The organism is Plantibacter cousiniae (nom. nud.), from assembly GCF_977070315.1.
The window spans coordinates 73698-91782 of the sequence record NZ_CDRVEU010000014.1; the positions used below are offsets into that span (position 1 = coordinate 73698).

Genomic DNA, 18085 nt, shown 5'->3' on the forward strand with positions numbered 1-18085 from the left:
ATCTGAAATTTTTCAGGACGGCCGTTACCCTAAACCAGCGGCCCGACAAAACCAATATATTTGACATAAATAGCCGCTACGGTGCCTTTATGTTGATTTTATTAAACAGCTCAGCACGCGCGCCGAGGCACTAACGCACTGCACGCACGTCAAACCTTCAACGCATTCAGGACAAGGGGCCCCTCATGAGCATCGAAAGCATCGTCGACTTCAGTGAAGCCAGCACCGCCGCCGAGCACTATCGCCCTGCACCGGAAAAGGTCTTCAAGGGTGATCCGGCACAAACCCTCTACAACCACTACAACAGCCCCTGCGGACAGATGAGCGCGGGCGTCTGGAATGGCGAGCCCGGGCAGTGGCAGGTGAATTATTCGGAACACGAGTATTGCGAGATTGTGCAGGGTGTTTCAGTCCTGCGCGACGAGCAGGGCAACGCGAAAACCCTGCGCGCAGGCGACCGCTTCGTGATTCCGGCCGGTTTCAAGGGCACCTGGGAGGTGCTGGAAACATGCCGCAAGATTTATGTGGTGTTTGAGGCGGCTGCAGATAAATAAGTACCGCATCACATCGGGTTTTCTGGAGGATTCTGAGCGCGTCCAGTGAGGACATTCACTCAAAAAGGATTTTGAAAATGACCAACGAAGTTATCGCCCAAGCGCTTCAGTACCTTGTAGGCAGCCGCTATGTGCCTACCGTCAAAGCCTATATCAGCGAAATTACCGGTCTTCAGAAGGTGATCGGCCCTGGCGACATCACGACCAAAGACCTCAACCCGAACCGTCTGTACGTCAATGTCGACAAGGACGGTCTGGTGGCCGGCTTCAGCTTCGGCTGATCAGGCGACCGTACCTTCGTCGCCCGACAGCAGCTTCACATGCTTGAAACGCCCGGCGCATCGCGTCGGGCGTTTTGCTGCCTGGATACTGCTGGCAGCTACGCCAGGAACGCAGGCACAAAAAAACCCGCCAAGGCGGGTTTTTTTGTAGCCGACAGAATCAATTACTTGATTTTGCCTTCTTTGTAGATCACGTGCTTGCGTACAACCGGATCGAATTTTTTGATTTCGATTTTATCCGGGGTAGTACGTTTGTTCTTGTCGGTGGTGTAGAAATGGCCTGTACCAGCGCTCGACACCAAACGGATCAATTCACGCATGATTTTCTCCCTTAAATTTTGCCGTCGCGACGCAGTTCAGCGAGCACAACTTCAATGCCACGCTTGTCGATGATACGCATGCCTTTAGCAGATACGCGCAGACGAACAAAACGCTTCTCGCCTTCAACCCAGAAGCGGTGATGCTGCAGGTTTGGCAGGAAACGACGACGGGTTTTGTTGTTTGCGTGGGAAATGTTATTCCCAGTCACCGGACCCTTACCGGTAACTTGACATACTCTCGACATGCCTCAGCCCTCTAAAACCACATGCCCAACCCGGCATGGGTTGGCCGCTTAATCTCTCAGTCATTTGGCGCCAGGCGCCGCGTTTCTTTAAGGGTCTTACCGGCTACACCTACAGTGAAGGAACCGGGCCCCTAGAAAAGAGCGCTGCTTTATACCAGAAAGCCTTTGGCACAACAACAGGCAAAGCACTTTGACCCGAATGATCACGCCTCGCGCAGCGGTATGCTCAAGCACTGCGGGGGCACAGGCAAATCGACCGCTCGTCGCGCCGAGACGATTGTTCTGCGCCAGTACATGGTCTAGGGTTAGTCCCTCACCAGACTGCGCCGGCAGATGGGGCCCTTTCTGAACAGGAAATAACGCCATGCGCCTAGCTGCACTCCCTTTTCTACTCGTTCCACTCCTGCTTCCCGTCGCTGCCCAGGCATCGAACCTTGTGGTCTGCACCGAAGCCAGCCCCGAGGGCTTCGACGTTGTACAGTACAACTCGCTGACCACCACCAACGCATCGGCCGACGTGCTGATGAACCGCCTTGTGGACTTCGATGCCAAGAGCGGCAAGCTGGTGCCGAGCCTGGCAGAAAGCTGGACCGTGTCCAAAGACGGCCTGACTTACGACTTCAAGCTGCGCGCCGGAGTGAAATTCCACACCACTGACTATTTCAAGCCGACTCGCGAGCTGAGCGCGGATGACGTGCTGTTCAGCTTCCAGCGCATGCTCGACCCGCAGAACCCGTGGCACAAGATCGCCCAGAGCGGTTTTCCGCATGCGCAATCCATGCAGTTGCCCGCGCTGATCAAGAGTATCGAAGCGCCCGATGCACACACCGTGCGCTTTACGCTCAACCATGCGGACTCGACCTTCCTGGCCACGCTGAGCATGGGTTTCGCCTCGATCTATTCAGCCGAATATACCGCGCAGCTGTTGAAGGCGGGCACGCCGGAAAAACTCAACAGCCAGCCGATCGGCACCGGGCCGTTCGTGTTCAAGCGCTTCCAGAAAGACGCCGCGGTGCGCTATGAGGCGTTCGACGATTACTTCGCCGGCAAGTCTGATATCGACACGCTGGTGTATGCCATCACGCCGGACGCCAATGTGCGCCTGCAGAAAATCCGTCAGGACGAATGCCAGATAGCGCTCTCGCCCAAGCCTCTGGATATTCAGGCAGCCAGCAAGGACGACTCGCTCAAGGTCGAGAAGACTGAAGCGTTCATGACCGCGTTTGTCGCGATCAACAGCCAGCACCCGCCGTTCGACAAGCCGGAAGTTCGCCAGGCCATCAACCTGGCGTTCGACAAGGACAATTACCTGAAAGCCGTGTTCGAAGGCACCGCTGAAAAAGCCAATGGTCCTTATCCGCCCAATACCTGGAGTTACGCCAAGGACCTGCCTGGCTATCAGCACGATGTTGCCAAGGCCAAGGCGTTGCTGGCCAAGGCCGGTGTAAAGGAAGGCTTCAAGACCACTATCTGGACGCGACCTTCCGGGAGCCTGCTGAACCCGAACCCGAGCCTGGGCGCTCAATTGTTGCAGGCTGACTTGAAGCAGGTCGGCATTGATGCCGAGATCAAGATCATTGAGTGGGGCGAACTGATTCGCCGCGCCAAGGCTGGCGAGCATGACCTGCTGTTCATGGGCTGGGCGGGCGACAATGGCGACCCGGATAACTTCCTGACCCCGCAGTTCTCGTGTGCAGCCGTGCAGTCGGGCACCAATTTCGCCCGTTATTGCGACAAGACACTGGACAAGCTGATCGCAGACGGTAAATCAGTCAGTGACCAGGCCGAACGCAGCAAGCTGTATCACCAGGCCCAGCAGCAGCTTCAACAGCAGGCACTGTGGATCCCCCTCGCCCATCCGACGGCTGCAGCCCTGGTACGCAAGGACGTCACTGGCTATCAGGTCAGCCCGTTCGGCAGGCAGGATTTCTATAAAGTGCAGGTCAAGTAAGTCCCCTGGCTGACCTGAGGCTCTCTGGGTGACGTCGTGCCAATGCCTGCATTGGCACGACCCTCTGAAGACCGGACGCAGAGCGTCCAGAACGGCATTACCACGCAGAGCGTGGGAGCGATAATCCGGGTGCCCGCCCCATCGCGCACATTGCTCGTCAGCTCTTTACATCAAACCGCGTTCCACCATCGACAGTGGCTCACCGTCTCCCACGATCACGTGGTCAAGCACATGAACATCCACCAGCATCAGCGCTTCCTTGAGGCGCTTGGTCAGGTCGATGTCGGAACGGCTGGGCGTGGTGATACCGGAAGGATGGTTGTGGCAGAGGATCAGACTCGCAGCGTTATGCGCCATCGCTCGTTTTACCACCTGGCGCGGGTGCACGTAGGACGCGTTGATCGTCCCGCGAAACAATATCTCGAAGGTCATGACCCGGTGTTTGTTATCGAGAAACAGGCAGCCGAAGACTTCGTGCGGCTCATGCCGCAGGAGGGCCTTGAGATAGCTGCGAACCTGGGTCGGATTTTCCAGCGCTGACTCACGGCGCAAGGACTCGGCCATATGCCGACGCGCCATTTCCATGACCGCCTGCAACTGAGCGAACTTGGCGGGCCCAAGCCCCAGTTGCGAGGTGAATGCCGACAGATCCGCATCCAGTAACGGTCTGAGCCCGTCAAATTGATTCAGCAGATGACGCGCAAGGTCCACGGCGCTTTTTCCAGCCACGCCGGTGCGTAAAAAGATAGCCAGCAACTCGGCGTCGGAAAGGCTTGCCGCCCCCAACTCCAATAAGCGTTCCCGGGGGCGTTCAGCCGCGGGCCAACTGCGAATACTCATAGCACCTCCATGTGATTGGGCACCGCTGTTCCGGTGCGGTCGCTGTGCTATCTTAGCCCATCTTTTTTGCACGACGATCTGGCCTGGGGAGGCGTCATGGCCGTTGTGTGTTCACTTGACCAAAAAGGCAGGTCTATGCAGCGGCTGTATCGAAAACGCATCGTTCTTGGCGTCGGCGGCGGCATCGCGGCCTACAAGGGCGCTGAGCTGGTCCGCCGCCTGCGCGATCAGGGCGCTGAAGTGCGTGTGGTCATGACCCGGGGCGGTGCAGAGTTCATCACCCCTCTGACCATGCAGGCCCTGTCCGGGCACCCGGTGCACCTGGACCTTCTCGACCCGGCCGCCGAGGCCGCGATGGGCCATATCGAACTGGCCAAGTGGGCCGATCTGATCCTCATCGCACCGGCCACCGCCGACCTCATCGCGCGCCTGGCGCAAGGCATCGCCAACGACCTGCTGACCACCATCGTGCTGGCCACCGACGCGACCGTCGCCATTGCCCCGGCGATGAACCAGGCAATGTGGCGTGACGCCTCGGTGCAGGCCAATACCCGTCTGCTCGAAGAGCGCGATTTTCGTGTGTTCGGGCCGGCGTCCGGCAGTCAGGCGTGTGGCGATGTCGGCTTCGGGCGCATGCTGGAGGCCGACGACCTGGCCCAGTGCGCGGCCGACTGTTTCCAGCGTCTGACGCTGACCGGCAAGCATGTGCTGATCACCGCAGGCCCGACCCAGGAAAACATCGACCCGGTGCGCTACATCACCAACCACAGCTCGGGAAAAATGGGCTTTGCTCTGGCCGAAGCGGCCGTGGAAGCCGGCGCTCGCGTCACGCTGATCACCGGGCCGGTCAACCTGCCTACGCCTGATCGCGTCTCGCGCATCGACGTGGTCAGCGCCCGCGACATGCTGGCAGCGTGCGAGGCGGCCATTCCCTGCGACCTGTTCATCGCTTCTGCAGCCGTGGCTGACTACCGTCCGGAAGTCGTTGCCCCGCACAAATTGAAGAAAGATCCTTCGAACGGTGACGGCTTGCTGCTGCAGATGGTGCGCAATCCGGATATTCTGGCGACCATCGCAACCCGCCCTGATCGCCCCTTCAGTGTCGGCTTTGCCGCCGAGACCGAACACCTGCTCGACTACGCTGCCCGCAAGCTCAAGGACAAGAACCTCGACCTGATTGTCGCCAACGATGTCGCCAACCCGAGCATCGGCTTCAACAGCGAGGAAAACGCCTGCAGCGTGATTGACCGGGCGTTGCACGCAACACTTTTCGCCCAGACCAGCAAGGCCAAGATCGCTCGCCAGCTGGTCACTTTTATCGCCGACCGCATGAATCAGGTTTAACTACGAATGCACGCTCTACAAGCCAAGATCCTCGACCCTCGCATTGGCAACGAATTCCCGCTGCCGGCCCACGCCACTGTCGGCTCGGCTGGCCTGGACCTGCGCGCCATGCTCAAGGAGGACACGGTCCTCGAACCGGGGCAGACCCTGCTGATCCCTACCGGCCTGTCGATTTACATTGGCGATCCGGGCCTTGCTGCGCTGATCCTGCCGCGCTCCGGCCTGGGCCACAAACACGGCATCGTGCTGGGCAATCTGGTGGGCCTGATCGACTCCGATTATCAGGGCGAACTGATGGTCTCCTGCTGGAACCGCGGCCAGGCTGCCTTCAACATCGCCGTCGGCGAGCGCATCGCCCAATTGGTCCTGGTGCCGGTCGTACAGGCGCATTTCGAGCTGGTTGAAGCGTTCGACGAAAGTCAGCGTGGCGCTGGCGGCTTCGGTCATTCCGGCAGTCATTGATCGCCATTCGGCACATAATCCGGGTTCGGGACAAGACTCAGGGAGAGGTCGGTGAAAGGTAGTCAGCACAGCGCTTCACAGCACGCCATACCCGCCGATAACTCGCCTCCGGCTGCGAGCCTCAAAGGACTCGCGCCTGGCCTGGTGCCTGCCGCCATCGGCCTGCTGATTGCTGCGGCACTGGTCTGGACAGCTCTGGCCACCGGTCCGCAGCAACAGGACCAGCTTGTTCAGGCCTGGGGCGGCAGTCAGGCAGCAGCGGTGGGTCTGGCGCTGCATCAGATCAACGCGGACACCCAGTCGGCGGCCTCCGGCGCAGCACTTGTGCAGACGCTTCAGAGCAATGACGCCGCTGCCCTGCTGGCCGCTCAGGAGCGATTTACCCGTTGGGACGGCCTTGCAGGCGCTCGGCTGTACTCCAAGGGGCTGGCCGATGTGGACACGCAAGGCGCACTGCCCGTCAGTTTCGCCACCCTGGACATGCTCAACAAGGCCGCACAAGGTGAGACGGTCGCCCCGGAGGCGCGCAAGGTCGGCGAGCGCTGGTTGATCTACAGCGCCGCACCGGTGCGTGCCACTGCCACTCAGCCGGTGATGGGTACATTGCTGCTGGCCTTTGACCTGCAGCGCTTGCTCAATGCCTTGCCGACGCTGCCTGCCGATGCCGGGCAAGTGGTGCTCAGCCAGCAATTCGGCAGCGGGCCTGCTCAGGTTTTCCTGCAGCGCGGTCAGGCCGATGACGGCAAAGCCCAGGCCTTCGATACCGGTTATCCAGGCTGGAAACTCGAGTTCACGCCCGGTCCCGGGCTGAAAACCTCTCCGTCCGTGATGCTTATGCTGCTGGCATTGATTATCGCTGCAGCGGGTGTGCTGCTTGGCTTGCACCGCAATGAACGGGCCCTGCAGAAGCGTATTTGCGCCGACGCACGGCAACTGGATCAGCTGCTCCAAGAACTCTCACGCGGAAAAGCCGTCAAACCCTTCGGTTTGAGCCTCCCGGCCCTTAGTGGTCTGGCTCAGGCCCTTGCTCGTGTCTCGCTTCGTAGTCAGCCTCAGGCAGTGCCTGTCCTGGCGGCGGGCGAGCAGCGCGATGCAGATATTGCCAAAGGCAGTGCTTCGTCCACCGTGGCTGCATCACGCACCGACTGGACCGATCCGCTGTTTCAAGATACCGATATCCTTGATATCGACCTTCTCGACGAAAACCAGGACTTCCTGAGATCGGAGCATAACCTCGCTATGAACAGCCCAGCATCCGTGGCACCCAACCTTCCCGAGACTATTTTCCGTGCCTACGACATTCGTGGCGTGGTCGGGGACACCCTCAACGCTGAAACGGCTTACTGGATCGGCCGCGCCATTGGCTCTGAAAGCCTGGCGCAGAACGAACCCAACGTCAGCGTTGGCCGCGACGGTCGCCTTTCCGGCCCTGAACTGGTAGAGCAACTGATTCAAGGTCTGCACGACAGCGGCTGCCACGTCAGCGATGTGGGCCTGGTGCCAACGCCTGCGCTGTATTACGCAGCCAACGTGCTGGCCGGCAAGACCGGCGTCATGCTGACCGGCAGCCACAACCCCAAGGACTACAACGGCTTCAAGATCGTCATCGCTGGCGACACCCTCGCCAACGAGCAGATCCAGGCACTGCACGAGCGCATCAAGACCAACAACCTGACGTCGCAGAAAGGCAGCATCACCAAAGTCGACATCCTTGATCGCTACTTCCAGCAGATCAAGAATGACATCGTCATGGCGCGCAAGCTGAAGGTCGTGGTCGACTGCGGCAATGGCGCGGCAGGCGTGATCGCTCCGCAACTGATCGAAGCGCTGGGCTGTGAAGTGATCTCGCTGTTCGCGGAAGTGGACGGCAACTTCCCCAACCATCACCCGGATCCGGGCAAGCTGGAAAACCTGCAGGACCTGATTGCCAAGGTCAAGGAAACCGGTGCCGACCTGGGCCTGGCGTTCGACGGTGACGGCGACCGTGTCGGTGTCGTGACCAACGCGGGCAACGTGGTGTACCCGGACCGCCTGTTGATGCTGTTCGCGCTGGACGTGCTCAAGCGCAATCCGGGTGCTGACATCATTTTCGACGTGAAATGCACACGCCGCCTGACTCCGCTGATCAGCAAACATGGCGGTCGTCCGGTGATGTGGAAAACCGGTCACTCGCTGATCAAAAAAGAAATGAAGAAAAGCGGTGCGCTGCTGGCAGGCGAAATGAGCGGCCACATCTTCTTCAAGGAACGCTGGTTCGGTTTCGATGACGGCATCTACAGCGCAGCACGCCTGCTGGAGATCCTCAGCCAGGAAAAGGCCAATGCCGAAGACCTGTTCGAGACCTTCCCGAACGATATTTCGACGCCTGAAATCAACATCAAGGTGACGGATGTCACCAAGTTCAGCATCATCAAGGCCCTTGAAACGGATGCGCAGTGGGGCGATGCCAAACTGACCACCATCGACGGTGTCCGTGTGGACTATCCGAAGGGCTGGGGTCTGGTTCGTGCCTCCAATACCACGCCGGTACTGGTGCTGCGTTTTGAAGCCGAAACCGAGGCCGAATTGCAGCGTATCAAGGACGTGTTCCACGCAGAACTCAAGAAAGTTGCGCCGGACCTCGACCTGCCATTTTGATTGTTTTTCCTTTTGACTGGAGCCCTGAATGACCCTCGAACGCGATGCCGCCTCTAATGTAGCCAAGGTCCTTTCCGAAGCGCTGCCTTACATTCGCCGCTTTGTCGGCAAGACGCTGGTTATCAAGTACGGCGGCAACGCCATGGAGAGCGAAGAGCTGAAAACCGGCTTTGCGCGCGACATCGTGTTGATGAAGGCGGTGGGCATCAACCCGGTGGTGGTTCACGGCGGCGGGCCGCAGATCGGTGATCTGCTCAAGCGCCTGTCCATCGAGAGCCACTTCATCGACGGCATGCGGGTTACCGATGCGCAAACCATGGATGTCGTGGAGATGGTACTGGGCGGCCAGGTCAACAAGGACATCGTCAACCTGATCAACCGTCACGGCGGCAGCGCGATCGGCCTGACCGGCAAGGACGCTGAGCTGATTCGTGCGAAGAAGCTCACCGTCACGCGCCAGACGCCGGAAATGACCAAGCCCGAAATCATCGACATCGGTCAGGTCGGTGAAGTGGTCGGGGTCAACACCGGGCTGCTCAACATGCTGGTCAAAGGGGATTTCATTCCGGTCATCGCGCCTATCGGCGTGGGCCCGGACGGCGAGTCGTACAACATCAACGCCGACCTGGTCGCAGGCAAGGTTGCCGAAGCCCTCAAGGCCGAGAAGCTGATTCTGCTGACCAACATCGCCGGCCTGATGAACAAGCAGGGCGAAGTCCTGACCGGCCTGACCACCGAGCAGGTCGACGGCCTGATCGCCGACGGCACCATCTACGGCGGCATGCTGCCGAAGATTCGTTGCGCGCTGGAAGCGGTTCAGGGCGGCGTCAACAGCTCGCACATCATCGACGGTCGAGTGCCCAACGCGGTCTTGCTGGAGATCTTCACCGACAGCGGTGTAGGTACTCAGATCACCAACCGCAAGCGGCACTGATTCAGACGCAACACCCAAAGGCCCCGTGAGCTAACCCTCACGGGGCCTTTTTGTTGGCTGATGATCGAGAACACTATTGTGTCCATGCTCCGCGCTCAGCGTTATACACAAGTCTGCTCTTGATTCTCGCCGCAGACCGTGTGAGCGAGCTTGCTCGCGAAGAGGCCAGTAGAGCCCCTGAAAATGGGGCGTCTGGACCCTGCTATTCGTGAGCCATGCGGATCGCCGCCCGGTCACTCTCACGCACTTCGGGCAGAACCCTGAAAGTCACGTTTCCCGGGCTCTTCAAGACATATGTATAACGTTGAGTGCTCCGCGCGGGCACGCCGCTCTGGACGCTCTGCGTCCGGTCATTGAGTCAGTCGCTGGACGCGGGCGCGGTCGACGGCGAAGTCTGCTTCGGCCTTTACGCGTGCGGCCTGATACCCGGCGATATCGGCTTGCAGTTTCTGCTGCTGATCGCGCAAATCGTTCAGTTGATCGACAAGTGCCTGCTGGACCGGTCGTCCTGCGCGCTCAAGGTCGGCGGCCTGGCCTTGCAGACTGCGCTGCTGCGCCGCCAGCCCCTGAATGTTACCCTGGGCAACGCCAACCAGCGCGTCCAGCTCGGCCAGTTTGCGGGCCTTCATGCGGTCCACTTCAGCAACGCTGCTGTACAGGCTCAGCAGTTGTGCATCGGCGGCGGCCTGGCGCTTGTCTGCCTCGGACTGGCGAATCTGCTCGGCCGTTGGCGCAGGCGGTACGACCTGAACCACCCGACCACGACTGTTGAGCACTTCATAGCCTTTGGCAACGTAGTCGGGCGGCACGCCTTGCGTGTCGATCACCGTCACTCCGCGGCTGTCGACGTAGCGATAAAGCCGTGGCTCAGGTGCGTCGGCCGCTTGGGCGAGCATGGGCGCAAGCATGACCACAGCCAGCAAGGCCCGAAAACCGCTCAGCGCGCCTGAAACCGATCGCCAAGACCTGCCGCCGACTGCCATAGGCACGTCCTCAGATTCCGAATTGCGCGCGATAGGCTTCGACAGCAGGCAGATGCTGCTTGAGTTGCGGATCGTCGGCCAGGAACTCGAGCACCTGATTCAGCGACACGATACTCACCACCGGAATTCCGAAGTCACGCTCGACTTCCTGAATCGCCGACAGCTCGCCATTGCCACGCTCCTGACGATTGAGCGCGATCAGCACGCCCGAAGCTGTCGCGTCCTGGTCCTTGATGATCTGCATGACCTCACGGATCGCAGTGCCCGCAGTGATCACGTCGTCGATGATCAGCACGTTACCGGTCAGCGGGGACCCCACCAGACTGCCGCCTTCGCCGTGCGCCTTGGCTTCCTTGCGGTTGAAACACCACGGCAGATCACGGTCATGATGCTCGGCCAGCGCCACAGCAGTGGCCGATGCGAGCGGAATGCCCTTGTAGGCCGGACCGAAAAGAACGTCGAAGGCAATACCGCTTTCAACCACGGCTGCCGCGTAGAAACGCCCCAGCTGTGCCAGTGCGGAACCGGTGTTGAACAGCCCCGCATTGAAGAAGTACGGGCTGGTGCGCCCGGACTTGAGAGTGAACTCACCGAAGCGCAGAACACCGCGATCGATGGCAAAACGAATGAAATCGCGTTGATACGCTTGCATGAAAAAAGCTCCGAATACCACGGATTTAGCTAATTAGGTAGAGCTCGGGTATCATACACGCACGTGATTTTTGGGGCCATTTATGCGGATCATCAGTGTGAACGTAAATGGCATTCAGGCTGCGGTCGAGCGTGGTTTGCTCAGCTGGCTGCAAGCTCAGAATGCCGACGTCATCTGCTTACAGGACACCCGCGCCTCCACCTTTGAACTGGACGATCCAGCCTTTCAGCTGGATGGTTACTTCCTCTATGCCTGCGAAGCCGAGGTTCCCGCTCAGGGTGGTGTGGCGCTGTATTCGCGGTTGCAGCCGAAGGCGGTAATCAGCGGCCTCGGCTTCGAGACAGCCGACCGCTACGGGCGCTACCTGCAAGCAGATTTCGACAAGGTCAGTATCGCTACCCTGCTCTTTCCGTCGGGGATGAATGGCGATGAAGACCTGAATCAGAAATTCAAGCTCATGGACGATTTCGGCAAGTACATGGACAAGCAGCGCCGCAAGCGTCGCGAATACATCTACTGCGGATCGCTCTATGTGGCGCAGCAGAAGCTCGATATCAAGAACTGGCGCGACAGCCAGCAGTCGCCGGGCTTTCTCGCGCCCGAGCGCGCCTGGATGGATGAGATCGTCGGCACCATGGGCTACGTCGATGCCCTGCGTGAAGTCAGCCGTGAAGGTGACCAGTACAGCTGGTGGCCGGACAACGAGCAGGCCGAGATGCTGAATCTGGGTTGGCGCTTCGATTATCAGATCCTGACCCCAGGCCTGCGCCGCTTCGTGCGCAGCGCCCGTCTGCCACGCCAGCCGCGCTTCTCGCAGCACGCGCCGCTGATCGTGGATTACGACTGGACCCTGACTATCTGATAGCCAGGCGAACAGCGCACACGAAAAAGCCGACTTGAAGTCGGCTTTTTGCGTTGCCTGAAATGATGCTACTTGATCAGGCGCAAGGTGAACGGATAGCGATAATCGACGCCGTCATTGGCTTTTATCCCGGCAATGATCGCAAGCACTGCGGCTCCGATCCCCACCAGCGTCAGTAACGCAAAGCCGATGATCAGCAGCACCAGCAACATGCTGACGGTGGCCGCAATGGCGACCGTGATCTGAAAGTTCAGCGCTTCCTTGCCTTGCGCGTCGATAAACGGATCGGCATCTTTCTTCAACTGCCAGATAATCAGCGGGCCCAGCAGATTGCCGAACGGAAACATCAGCCCGGCAAACGCCGACAAGTGACAGAACATCGCCCACTGGCGAGCGCTTTGCGGTGGTTTGCTGAACGGTTGCAAGCTGTCACTCATTATCGGACCCCTTCTGGCTATCAGTCGGCCAACGCGGCGCGCTGCAATTCAAACAGCTCGGTCATGCCTTTTTGCGCCAGCGCGAGCATCGCGTTCAGCTCTTCAGGCTGGAATGGCGCGCCTTCGGCAGTGCCCTGTACTTCAATGAAGCCGCCTGCACTGGTCATGACCACGTTCAGGTCGGTTTCGGCAGCCGAGTCTTCGAGGTAGTCCAGGTCGAGCACTGGCTCACCCTGATACATGCCGACCGAAACGGCCGCGATCATCTGCTTGAGCGGGTCGCCGCCTTTCAGGCCGCCGCGCTTCTTGATCACCTTCAGCGCATCCGCCAGAGCAACCATCGCACCGGTAATAGAAGCCGTACGAGTGCCACCGTCAGCCTGAATGACATCGCAATCGACGTACAGGGTAACGTCGCCCAACTTGGACATGTCCAGCGCAGCGCGCAGCGAACGACCGATCAGGCGCTGGATTTCGAGTGTGCGACCACCCTGCTTGCCGCGGCTGGCTTCGCGCTGATTACGCTCGCCGGTAGCGCGTGGCAGCATGCCGTATTCGGCGGTCAGCCAACCCTGGCCCTGCCCTTTGAGAAAGCGTGGTACGCCGTTTTCGACGCTGACGGTGCAAATCACCTTGGTATCACCAAACTCGACCAGTACAGAACCCTCGGCGTGTTTGGTGTAGTTGCGGGTGATGCGGATCGAGCGGAGCTGATCGGCGGCGCGACCACTTGGACGTTTCATCTGGGATACCTGTACTGAGACGGAAAACTGCTGGGCATTATAGAGGTCACAGCTGCCGCTGGGCATCTCTAAAAGCCGCCAATGCCGATCCAGCGACAATAGAAGGCCCTGGACCAAGGCTTTCGACGCGCAGATGTCGGTTAAAACAACGCCTTGCGTCACTTGTCACACTGTCGGATTGGGAGCCTGCGCCGCACTGCGCTACAATCCTGCGCCTCTACAGCCAGCCGGCTTTCACGACGCCCATGACCGCCACTTCTGCGCGCTCATGAACCGAACCACGCTTTTGAAGCGAACCAAGAGGTATTTCCCATGGTGCACAGTATGACTGCCTTTGCCCGAGTAGAGCGGGCCGGTGCCCAGGGCACACTGAGCTGGGAACTGCGCTCGGTCAACCACCGCTATCTTGAGCCGCACCTGCGCCTGCCGGAGTCGTTCCGCGATCTGGAAGGCGCGATTCGCGAAGCATTGCGTCAGGGCCTGTCGCGCGGCAAGGTCGAGTGCACACTGCGCTTTGTCGAGGAAACCGCCGGCAAGCCGCTGCAGGTGGATCTTGAACGCGCAGGCCAATTGATCGCCGCAGCCGAGTCGGTTGCCGGCTTGATCAAACAGCCTGCTGCATTGAACCCGCTCGAGGTGTTGGCATGGCCGGGCGTGCTGGTGGCCGATGCCAACGATCCGCAGGTGTTGAACACCGAGGCCCTGAAGCTGTTCAATGATGCGCTGACCGAATTGAAACGCGGCCGCGGGCGCGAAGGTGCAGACCTGGCGCGGCTGCTCGACGAGCGCCTGTCTTCCATCGTCGAAGAAGTCGCCACCTTGCGCACGCTGGTGCCACAGATGCTCGCAACCCAGCGTCAGAAGGTGCTGGATCGCTTTGCCGACATGAAAGCCGAACTCGACCCTCAGCGTCTGGAGCAGGAAATGGTCCTGCTGGCACAGAAAAGCGACGTCGCCGAAGAACTGGACCGCCTCAGCACACACGTCACCGAAGTGCGTCGCGTACTCAAGGCTGGCGGCCAGGCAGGACGCCGCCTTGATTTCCTGATGCAAGAGCTTAACCGCGAAGCGAATACACTGGGCTCCAAGGCCTTTGACCCACGCAGCACGCAGGCCGCCGTCAACCTTAAAGTGTTGATCGAGCAGATGCGTGAGCAAGTGCAGAATATTGAGTAAGGCTGAACCTGACATGACCCATATCACTGGCACCCTGTACATCATTTCCGCTCCGTCCGGTGCGGGCAAGACCAGCCTGGTCAAGGCGCTGATGGACGCTCAGCAAGAGCCTCAGCACGGCGCGCAGGCAAAGATTCGCGTCTCTGTCTCGCACACCACACGCGCCATGCGCCCCGGTGAAGTGGACGGCGTGAACTACAACTTCGTCGATCGCGCCACGTTCCTGAGCATGATCGAGCACGGCGACTTTCTCGAGCAGGCCGAGGTCTTCGGCAACCTGTACGGCACGTCGCAGAGCCACCTGCAGCAGACGCTGGACGAAGGCCACGACCTGATTCTGGAAATCGACTGGCAGGGTGCGCGTCAGGTTCGTGCGCAGATGCCCCAGGCCCGCTCCATCTTCATTTTGCCGCCGACTCAGCAGGCCCTGCGCCAGCGCCTGACCAATCGCGGCCAGGACAGCGACGAGATCATCGAAGCACGGATGCGTGAAGCGGTCAGCGAAATGAGCCACTACAACGAGTATGAGTACGTCGTGGTCAATGATGACTTCGCCGGCGCGCTGGAAGACCTCAAGGCGATTTTCCGCGCCAATCGCCTCACTCAACAGCATCAGCAAGAGCAATACAGCGAGCTTTTTCAGGAGTTGCTGGCTTGATCGAAACGTTTCCAGCCATCAGGCAACAGGTTAAAAGCATGCCGTTGGTGGCATGCCGCTTGATGAGTGGTGCTGTCCGCTTGTAAACTACCGAGTCCGCTCGCCCATCCGGGCATCGCGCATCCGCATTTGCTACGAGGAATACCCATGGCCCGCGTAACCGTTGAAGACTGCCTAGAACACGTGGATAACCGCTTTGAGCTGGTCATGCTCTCTACCAAGCGTGCCCGTCAACTGGCAACCGGCGGCAAAGAACCAAAGCTGGCCTGGGAAAACGACAAGCCTACCGTTATGGCCCTGCGTGAAATCGCCGCTGGCGTAATGGATTACTCTGTAATCGCAGAAGCTGAAATCGTTGAAGATGAGCCATTGTTCGCAGCGTTCGAGGACGAGTCCAACGAGGCCGTCTAAGCCTATGCCAGGTCGACGTAGTACGGCGCAGGGTAAAAGCCATTGGCAAGGGGTAGCGCCTTGCCGAGCATAGACGCCCTCGCCGACAGACTGTCGGCCTACCTCGGCAAGGACCAGGTCAATCTGGTCCGCCGAGCGTATTTCTACGCCGAACAAGCCCACGATGGCCAACGCCGTCGCAGCGGTGAAGCCTACGTCACCCATCCCCTTGCGGTGGCGAACATTCTTGCCGACATGCACATGGACCATCAGAGCCTGATGGCTGCGATGCTGCATGACGTCATCGAAGACACCGGGATTGCCAAGGAAGCGCTCAGCGCCCAATTTGGCGAGACCGTCGCGGAACTGGTCGACGGGGTCAGCAAACTGACCCAGATGAATTTCGAGACCAAGGCCGAAGCCCAGGCGGAAAACTTCCAGAAAATGGCCATGGCCATGGCGCGCGACATTCGCGTCATTCTGGTCAAGCTCGCCGACCGCCTGCACAACATGCGCACGCTGGAAGTCCTGTCTGGCGAAAAGCGTCGGCGCATCGCCAAGGAAACCCTCGAAATCTATGCGCCCATCGCCAATCGGCTGGGCATGCACAGTGTGCGTATCGAATTCGAGGACCTGGGCTTCAAGGCGATGTACCCGATGCGCTCCTCGCGAATCAACCAGGCGGTCAAGCGCGCCAGGGGCAATCGCAAGGAACTGGTCAACAAGATCGAAGAGTCCCTGAGTCATTGTCTGGCCGTCGATGGCATCGAAGGCGACGTCAGTGGGCGGCAGAAACATTTGTATGGCATCTACAAGAAGATGCGCGGCAAGCGTCGCGCCTTCAACGAGATCATGGATGTCTACGCGTTCCGCATCATCGTCGACAAGGTCGATACCTGCTATCGCGTGCTTGGCGCTGTACATAATTTGTACAAGCCGCTGCCCGGCCGATTCAAGGATTACATCGCGATCCCCAAGGCCAACGGCTATCAGTCCCTGCACACGACGTTGTTCGGGATGCATGGCGTGCCTATCGAGATCCAGATTCGCACCCGCGAGATGGAAGAAATGGCCAACAACGGCATCGCGGCGCACTGGCTGTACAAGTCCAGTGACGATGAGCAGCCCAAGGGCACTCACGCTCGTGCCCGACAGTGGGTCAAGGGCGTACTGGAAATGCAGCAGCGCGCCGGCAACTCTCTGGAATTCATCGAAAGCGTCAAGATCGACCTGTTCCCGGACGAAGTCTACGTTTTCACCCCCAAAGGCCGGATCATGGAGCTGCCCAAAGGCTCTACGGCAGTGGATTTCGCCTACGCGGTACACACCGATGTCGGCAACAGCTGCATTGCCTGTCGGATCAACCGCCGCTTGGCACCGCTTTCCGAACCGCTGCAAAGCGGCTCGACGGTCGAGATTGTCAGCGCACCCGGCGCACGTCCGAATCCGGCCTGGCTGAACTTCGTCGTCACCGGCAAGGCGCGCACCCATATTCGTCACGCACTCAAGCTGCAACGCCGCTCCGAGTCGATCAATCTGGGCGAGCGACTGCTGAACAAGGTCCTCAACGGCTTTGAATGCAGCCTCGACAAGATCAGCCAGGAACGCATTCAACTGGTGCTCAACGAATACCGTGTCGAAGTGCTGGAAGACCTGCTCGAAGACATTGGCCTGGGTAACCGCATGGCTTATGTCGTTGCCCGCCGCCTGCTGGGCGAAGGCGATCAGTTGCCGAGCCCTGAAGGTCCGCTGGCGATTCGTGGCACCGAAGGCCTGGTGCTCAGCTACGCCAAGTGCTGCACACCGATCCCGGGCGACCCGATTGTCGGCCACCTGTCTGCAGGCAAGGGCATGGTTGTGCACCTGGACAACTGCCGCAACATCAGCGAAATCCGCCACAACCCGGAAAAATGCATCCAGTTATCCTGGGCCAAGGACGTGACTGGCGAATTCAACGTCGAGCTGCGTGTCGAACTTGAGCATCAGCGCGGCCTGATCGCGCTGCTGGCCAGCAGCGTCAACGCGGCGGACGGCAATATCGAAAAAATCAGCATGGACGAACGCGATGGTCGCATCAGCGTGGTCCAACTGGTGGTCAGCGTGCACGACCGCGTGCATCTGGCTCGTGTGATCAAGAAACTGCGCGCCCTGACCGGTGTCACACGCATCACCCGGATGCGCGCGTAGGCCATCCCACTATCAGGAGTTCTCATGACCAAGACTGTCATCACCAGCGATAAAGCCCCTGCGGCCATCGGCCCTTACTCACAGGCCATCAAAGCTGGCAATACCGTCTACATGTCTGGACAGATCCCGTTGGACCCGAGCACCATGGAACTGGTTGAAGGCATCGAAGCCCAGATCACTCAGGTTTTCGAAAACCTCAAGTCGGTTGCCGAAGCGGCGGGCGGATCGTTCAAGGACATCGTCAAATTGAACATCTTTCTGACCGACCTGGGCCACTTCGCCAAGGTCAACGAGCTCATGAGCACCTATTTCACTCAGCCTTACCCGGCCCGTGCGGCCATCGGCGTTGCGGCATTGCCGCGTGGCGCCCAGGTTGAAATGGACGCGATTCTCGTCATCGAATAAATCCCCGACGGAGCGTGCCTTGCG

20 protein-coding genes are annotated in these 18085 nt (G+C 59.6%); 13 read left to right on the forward strand and 7 right to left on the reverse strand.

All coding sequences use genetic code 11. The features are described 5' to 3' along the window. The first annotated feature begins 185 nt into the window (after positions 1-185). Together ACW55A_RS23510 and ACW55A_RS23515 are read left to right on the forward strand one after the other, a co-directional pair. Positions 186-554 carry a cupin domain-containing protein gene (locus ACW55A_RS23510; RefSeq protein ID WP_004666557.1) on the forward strand — a complete coding sequence of 123 codons (369 nt, stop codon included), beginning with the start codon at positions 186-188 and terminating at the stop codon, positions 552-554. 77 nt (positions 555-631) lie between these two features. Continuing rightward, entirely contained in the window at positions 632-835 is a 204-nt protein-coding gene (locus ACW55A_RS23515; protein WP_103736009.1) for an I78 family peptidase inhibitor, read from the forward strand. 164 nt (positions 836-999) lie between these two features. Here ACW55A_RS23515 and rpmG read toward each other — a convergent pair whose 3' ends face one another. Beyond that, positions 1000-1155: a 50S ribosomal protein L33 gene (gene rpmG, locus ACW55A_RS23520; RefSeq protein WP_002551515.1), complete on the reverse strand. Its 156-nt coding sequence runs from the start codon at positions 1153-1155 to the stop codon at positions 1000-1002. Positions 1156-1166: 11 nt separating this feature from the next. Next, positions 1167-1400 (reverse strand): 50S ribosomal protein L28, encoded by a 234-nt coding sequence (gene rpmB / locus ACW55A_RS23525; RefSeq protein ID WP_002551514.1) that lies wholly within the window; start codon positions 1398-1400, stop codon positions 1167-1169. A 364-nt stretch (positions 1401-1764) separates the two neighbouring features. Here rpmB and ACW55A_RS23530 point away from each other — a divergent pair, with 364 nt between their 5' ends. Next, complete coding sequence (locus tag ACW55A_RS23530; RefSeq protein WP_498811653.1) at positions 1765-3351, forward strand: ABC transporter substrate-binding protein; 1587 nt, start codon at positions 1765-1767, stop codon at positions 3349-3351. Between the two features lie 165 nt (positions 3352-3516). Here the strand turns inward: ACW55A_RS23530 and radC are convergent, their stop codons facing one another. Continuing rightward, positions 3517-4191: a RadC family protein gene (gene radC, locus ACW55A_RS23535; protein ID WP_003432182.1), complete on the reverse strand. Its 675-nt coding sequence runs from the start codon at positions 4189-4191 to the stop codon at positions 3517-3519. A 135-nt stretch (positions 4192-4326) separates the two neighbouring features. Between radC and coaBC the strand changes: the two genes are divergently transcribed. The 4 genes from coaBC (at position 4327) to argB (ending at position 9568) form a co-directional block, all read left to right on the forward strand. Continuing rightward, on the forward strand, positions 4327-5535 hold the full coding sequence (coaBC, locus tag ACW55A_RS23540) for a bifunctional phosphopantothenoylcysteine decarboxylase/phosphopantothenate--cysteine ligase CoaBC (protein ID WP_003367473.1): 1209 nt from the start codon (positions 4327-4329) through the stop codon (positions 5533-5535). A gap of 6 nt (positions 5536-5541) precedes the next feature. Then, positions 5542-5997: a dUTP diphosphatase gene (dut, locus tag ACW55A_RS23545; RefSeq protein ID WP_455808337.1), complete on the forward strand. Its 456-nt coding sequence runs from the start codon at positions 5542-5544 to the stop codon at positions 5995-5997. A gap of 1239 nt (positions 5998-7236) precedes the next feature. Beyond that, positions 7237-8634, forward strand: a complete 1398-nt coding sequence (locus ACW55A_RS23550; protein WP_498811684.1) for a phosphomannomutase/phosphoglucomutase — start codon at positions 7237-7239, stop codon at positions 8632-8634. 28 nt (positions 8635-8662) lie between these two features. Then, entirely contained in the window at positions 8663-9568 is a 906-nt protein-coding gene (gene argB / locus ACW55A_RS23555; protein WP_002551508.1) for an acetylglutamate kinase, read from the forward strand. A gap of 350 nt (positions 9569-9918) precedes the next feature. On the opposite strand, the gene ACW55A_RS23560 is transcribed toward argB, so the two are convergent. Continuing rightward, positions 9919-10551, reverse strand: coding sequence for a hypothetical protein (locus tag ACW55A_RS23560; protein ID WP_003367476.1), 633 nt, complete (start codon positions 10549-10551; stop codon positions 9919-9921). 10 nt (positions 10552-10561) lie between these two features. Continuing rightward, positions 10562-11203 carry an orotate phosphoribosyltransferase gene (pyrE, locus tag ACW55A_RS23565; protein WP_498811654.1) on the reverse strand — a complete coding sequence of 214 codons (642 nt, stop codon included), beginning with the start codon at positions 11201-11203 and terminating at the stop codon, positions 10562-10564. Positions 11204-11285: 82 nt separating this feature from the next. Here pyrE and crc point away from each other — a divergent pair, with 82 nt between their 5' ends. Further along, positions 11286-12065: a catabolite repression control protein Crc gene (gene crc / locus ACW55A_RS23570; protein WP_002551505.1), complete on the forward strand. Its 780-nt coding sequence runs from the start codon at positions 11286-11288 to the stop codon at positions 12063-12065. Positions 12066-12133: 68 nt separating this feature from the next. On the opposite strand, the gene ACW55A_RS23575 is transcribed toward crc, so the two are convergent. Both ACW55A_RS23575 and rph read right to left on the reverse strand, forming a co-directional pair. After that, positions 12134-12502 carry a DUF4870 domain-containing protein gene (locus ACW55A_RS23575; protein WP_003367477.1) on the reverse strand — a complete coding sequence of 123 codons (369 nt, stop codon included), beginning with the start codon at positions 12500-12502 and terminating at the stop codon, positions 12134-12136. A gap of 20 nt (positions 12503-12522) precedes the next feature. Next, the gene (rph, locus tag ACW55A_RS23580) at positions 12523-13245 is read right to left on the reverse strand and encodes a ribonuclease PH (protein WP_003313989.1); all 723 of its coding nucleotides are present in this window, start codon (positions 13243-13245) and stop codon (positions 12523-12525) included. 324 nt (positions 13246-13569) lie between these two features. On the opposite strand from rph, the gene ACW55A_RS23585 reads away from it, so the two are divergent. The 5 genes from ACW55A_RS23585 to ACW55A_RS23605 all read left to right on the forward strand — a co-directional run bounded on the left by ACW55A_RS23585 (position 13570) and on the right by ACW55A_RS23605 (position 18061). Further along, positions 13570-14421, forward strand: coding sequence for a YicC family protein (locus ACW55A_RS23585; protein WP_498811655.1), 852 nt, complete (start codon positions 13570-13572; stop codon positions 14419-14421). Positions 14422-14434: 13 nt separating this feature from the next. Further along, positions 14435-15079: a guanylate kinase gene (gmk, locus tag ACW55A_RS23590; RefSeq protein WP_003344442.1), complete on the forward strand. Its 645-nt coding sequence runs from the start codon at positions 14435-14437 to the stop codon at positions 15077-15079. Positions 15080-15226: 147 nt separating this feature from the next. Further along, entirely contained in the window at positions 15227-15490 is a 264-nt protein-coding gene (gene rpoZ, locus ACW55A_RS23595; RefSeq protein ID WP_003320174.1) for a DNA-directed RNA polymerase subunit omega, read from the forward strand. Between the two features lie 60 nt (positions 15491-15550). Beyond that, the gene (gene spoT / locus ACW55A_RS23600) at positions 15551-17656 is read left to right on the forward strand and encodes a bifunctional GTP diphosphokinase/guanosine-3',5'-bis pyrophosphate 3'-pyrophosphohydrolase (protein ID WP_003367484.1); all 2106 of its coding nucleotides are present in this window, start codon (positions 15551-15553) and stop codon (positions 17654-17656) included. Between the two features lie 24 nt (positions 17657-17680). Continuing rightward, positions 17681-18061: a RidA family protein gene (locus tag ACW55A_RS23605; protein WP_003367486.1), complete on the forward strand. Its 381-nt coding sequence runs from the start codon at positions 17681-17683 to the stop codon at positions 18059-18061. Positions 18062-18085: the final 24 nt, after the last annotated feature.

Excerpts from the sequence above, each read along its gene's own strand:
- ACW55A_RS23510 (WP_004666557.1), top strand. The coding sequence starts at position 186 with ATGAGCATCGAAAGCATCGTCGACTTCAGTGAAGCCAGCACCGCCGCC.
- ACW55A_RS23515 (WP_103736009.1), top strand. The coding sequence starts at position 632 with ATGACCAACGAAGTTATCGCCCAAGCGCTTCAGTACCTTGTAGGCAGC.
- rpmG (WP_002551515.1), bottom strand. The coding sequence starts at position 1,155 with ATGCGTGAATTGATCCGTTTGGTGTCGAGCGCTGGTACAGGCCATTTC.
- rpmB (WP_002551514.1), bottom strand. The coding sequence starts at position 1,400 with ATGTCGAGAGTATGTCAAGTTACCGGTAAGGGTCCGGTGACTGGGAAT.
- ACW55A_RS23530 (WP_498811653.1), top strand. The coding sequence starts at position 1,765 with ATGCGCCTAGCTGCACTCCCTTTTCTACTCGTTCCACTCCTGCTTCCC.
- radC (WP_003432182.1), bottom strand. The coding sequence starts at position 4,191 with ATGAGTATTCGCAGTTGGCCCGCGGCTGAACGCCCCCGGGAACGCTTA.
- coaBC (WP_003367473.1), top strand. The coding sequence starts at position 4,327 with ATGCAGCGGCTGTATCGAAAACGCATCGTTCTTGGCGTCGGCGGCGGC.
- dut (WP_455808337.1), top strand. The coding sequence starts at position 5,542 with ATGCACGCTCTACAAGCCAAGATCCTCGACCCTCGCATTGGCAACGAA.
- ACW55A_RS23550 (WP_498811684.1), top strand. The coding sequence starts at position 7,237 with ATGAACAGCCCAGCATCCGTGGCACCCAACCTTCCCGAGACTATTTTC.
- argB (WP_002551508.1), top strand. The coding sequence starts at position 8,663 with ATGACCCTCGAACGCGATGCCGCCTCTAATGTAGCCAAGGTCCTTTCC.
- ACW55A_RS23560 (WP_003367476.1), bottom strand. The coding sequence starts at position 10,551 with ATGGCAGTCGGCGGCAGGTCTTGGCGATCGGTTTCAGGCGCGCTGAGC.
- pyrE (WP_498811654.1), bottom strand. The coding sequence starts at position 11,203 with ATGCAAGCGTATCAACGCGATTTCATTCGTTTTGCCATCGATCGCGGT.
- crc (WP_002551505.1), top strand. The coding sequence starts at position 11,286 with ATGCGGATCATCAGTGTGAACGTAAATGGCATTCAGGCTGCGGTCGAG.
- ACW55A_RS23575 (WP_003367477.1), bottom strand. The coding sequence starts at position 12,502 with ATGAGTGACAGCTTGCAACCGTTCAGCAAACCACCGCAAAGCGCTCGC.
- rph (WP_003313989.1), bottom strand. The coding sequence starts at position 13,245 with ATGAAACGTCCAAGTGGTCGCGCCGCCGATCAGCTCCGCTCGATCCGC.
- ACW55A_RS23585 (WP_498811655.1), top strand. The coding sequence starts at position 13,570 with ATGACTGCCTTTGCCCGAGTAGAGCGGGCCGGTGCCCAGGGCACACTG.
- gmk (WP_003344442.1), top strand. The coding sequence starts at position 14,435 with ATGACCCATATCACTGGCACCCTGTACATCATTTCCGCTCCGTCCGGT.
- rpoZ (WP_003320174.1), top strand. The coding sequence starts at position 15,227 with ATGGCCCGCGTAACCGTTGAAGACTGCCTAGAACACGTGGATAACCGC.
- ACW55A_RS23605 (WP_003367486.1), top strand. The coding sequence starts at position 17,681 with ATGACCAAGACTGTCATCACCAGCGATAAAGCCCCTGCGGCCATCGGC.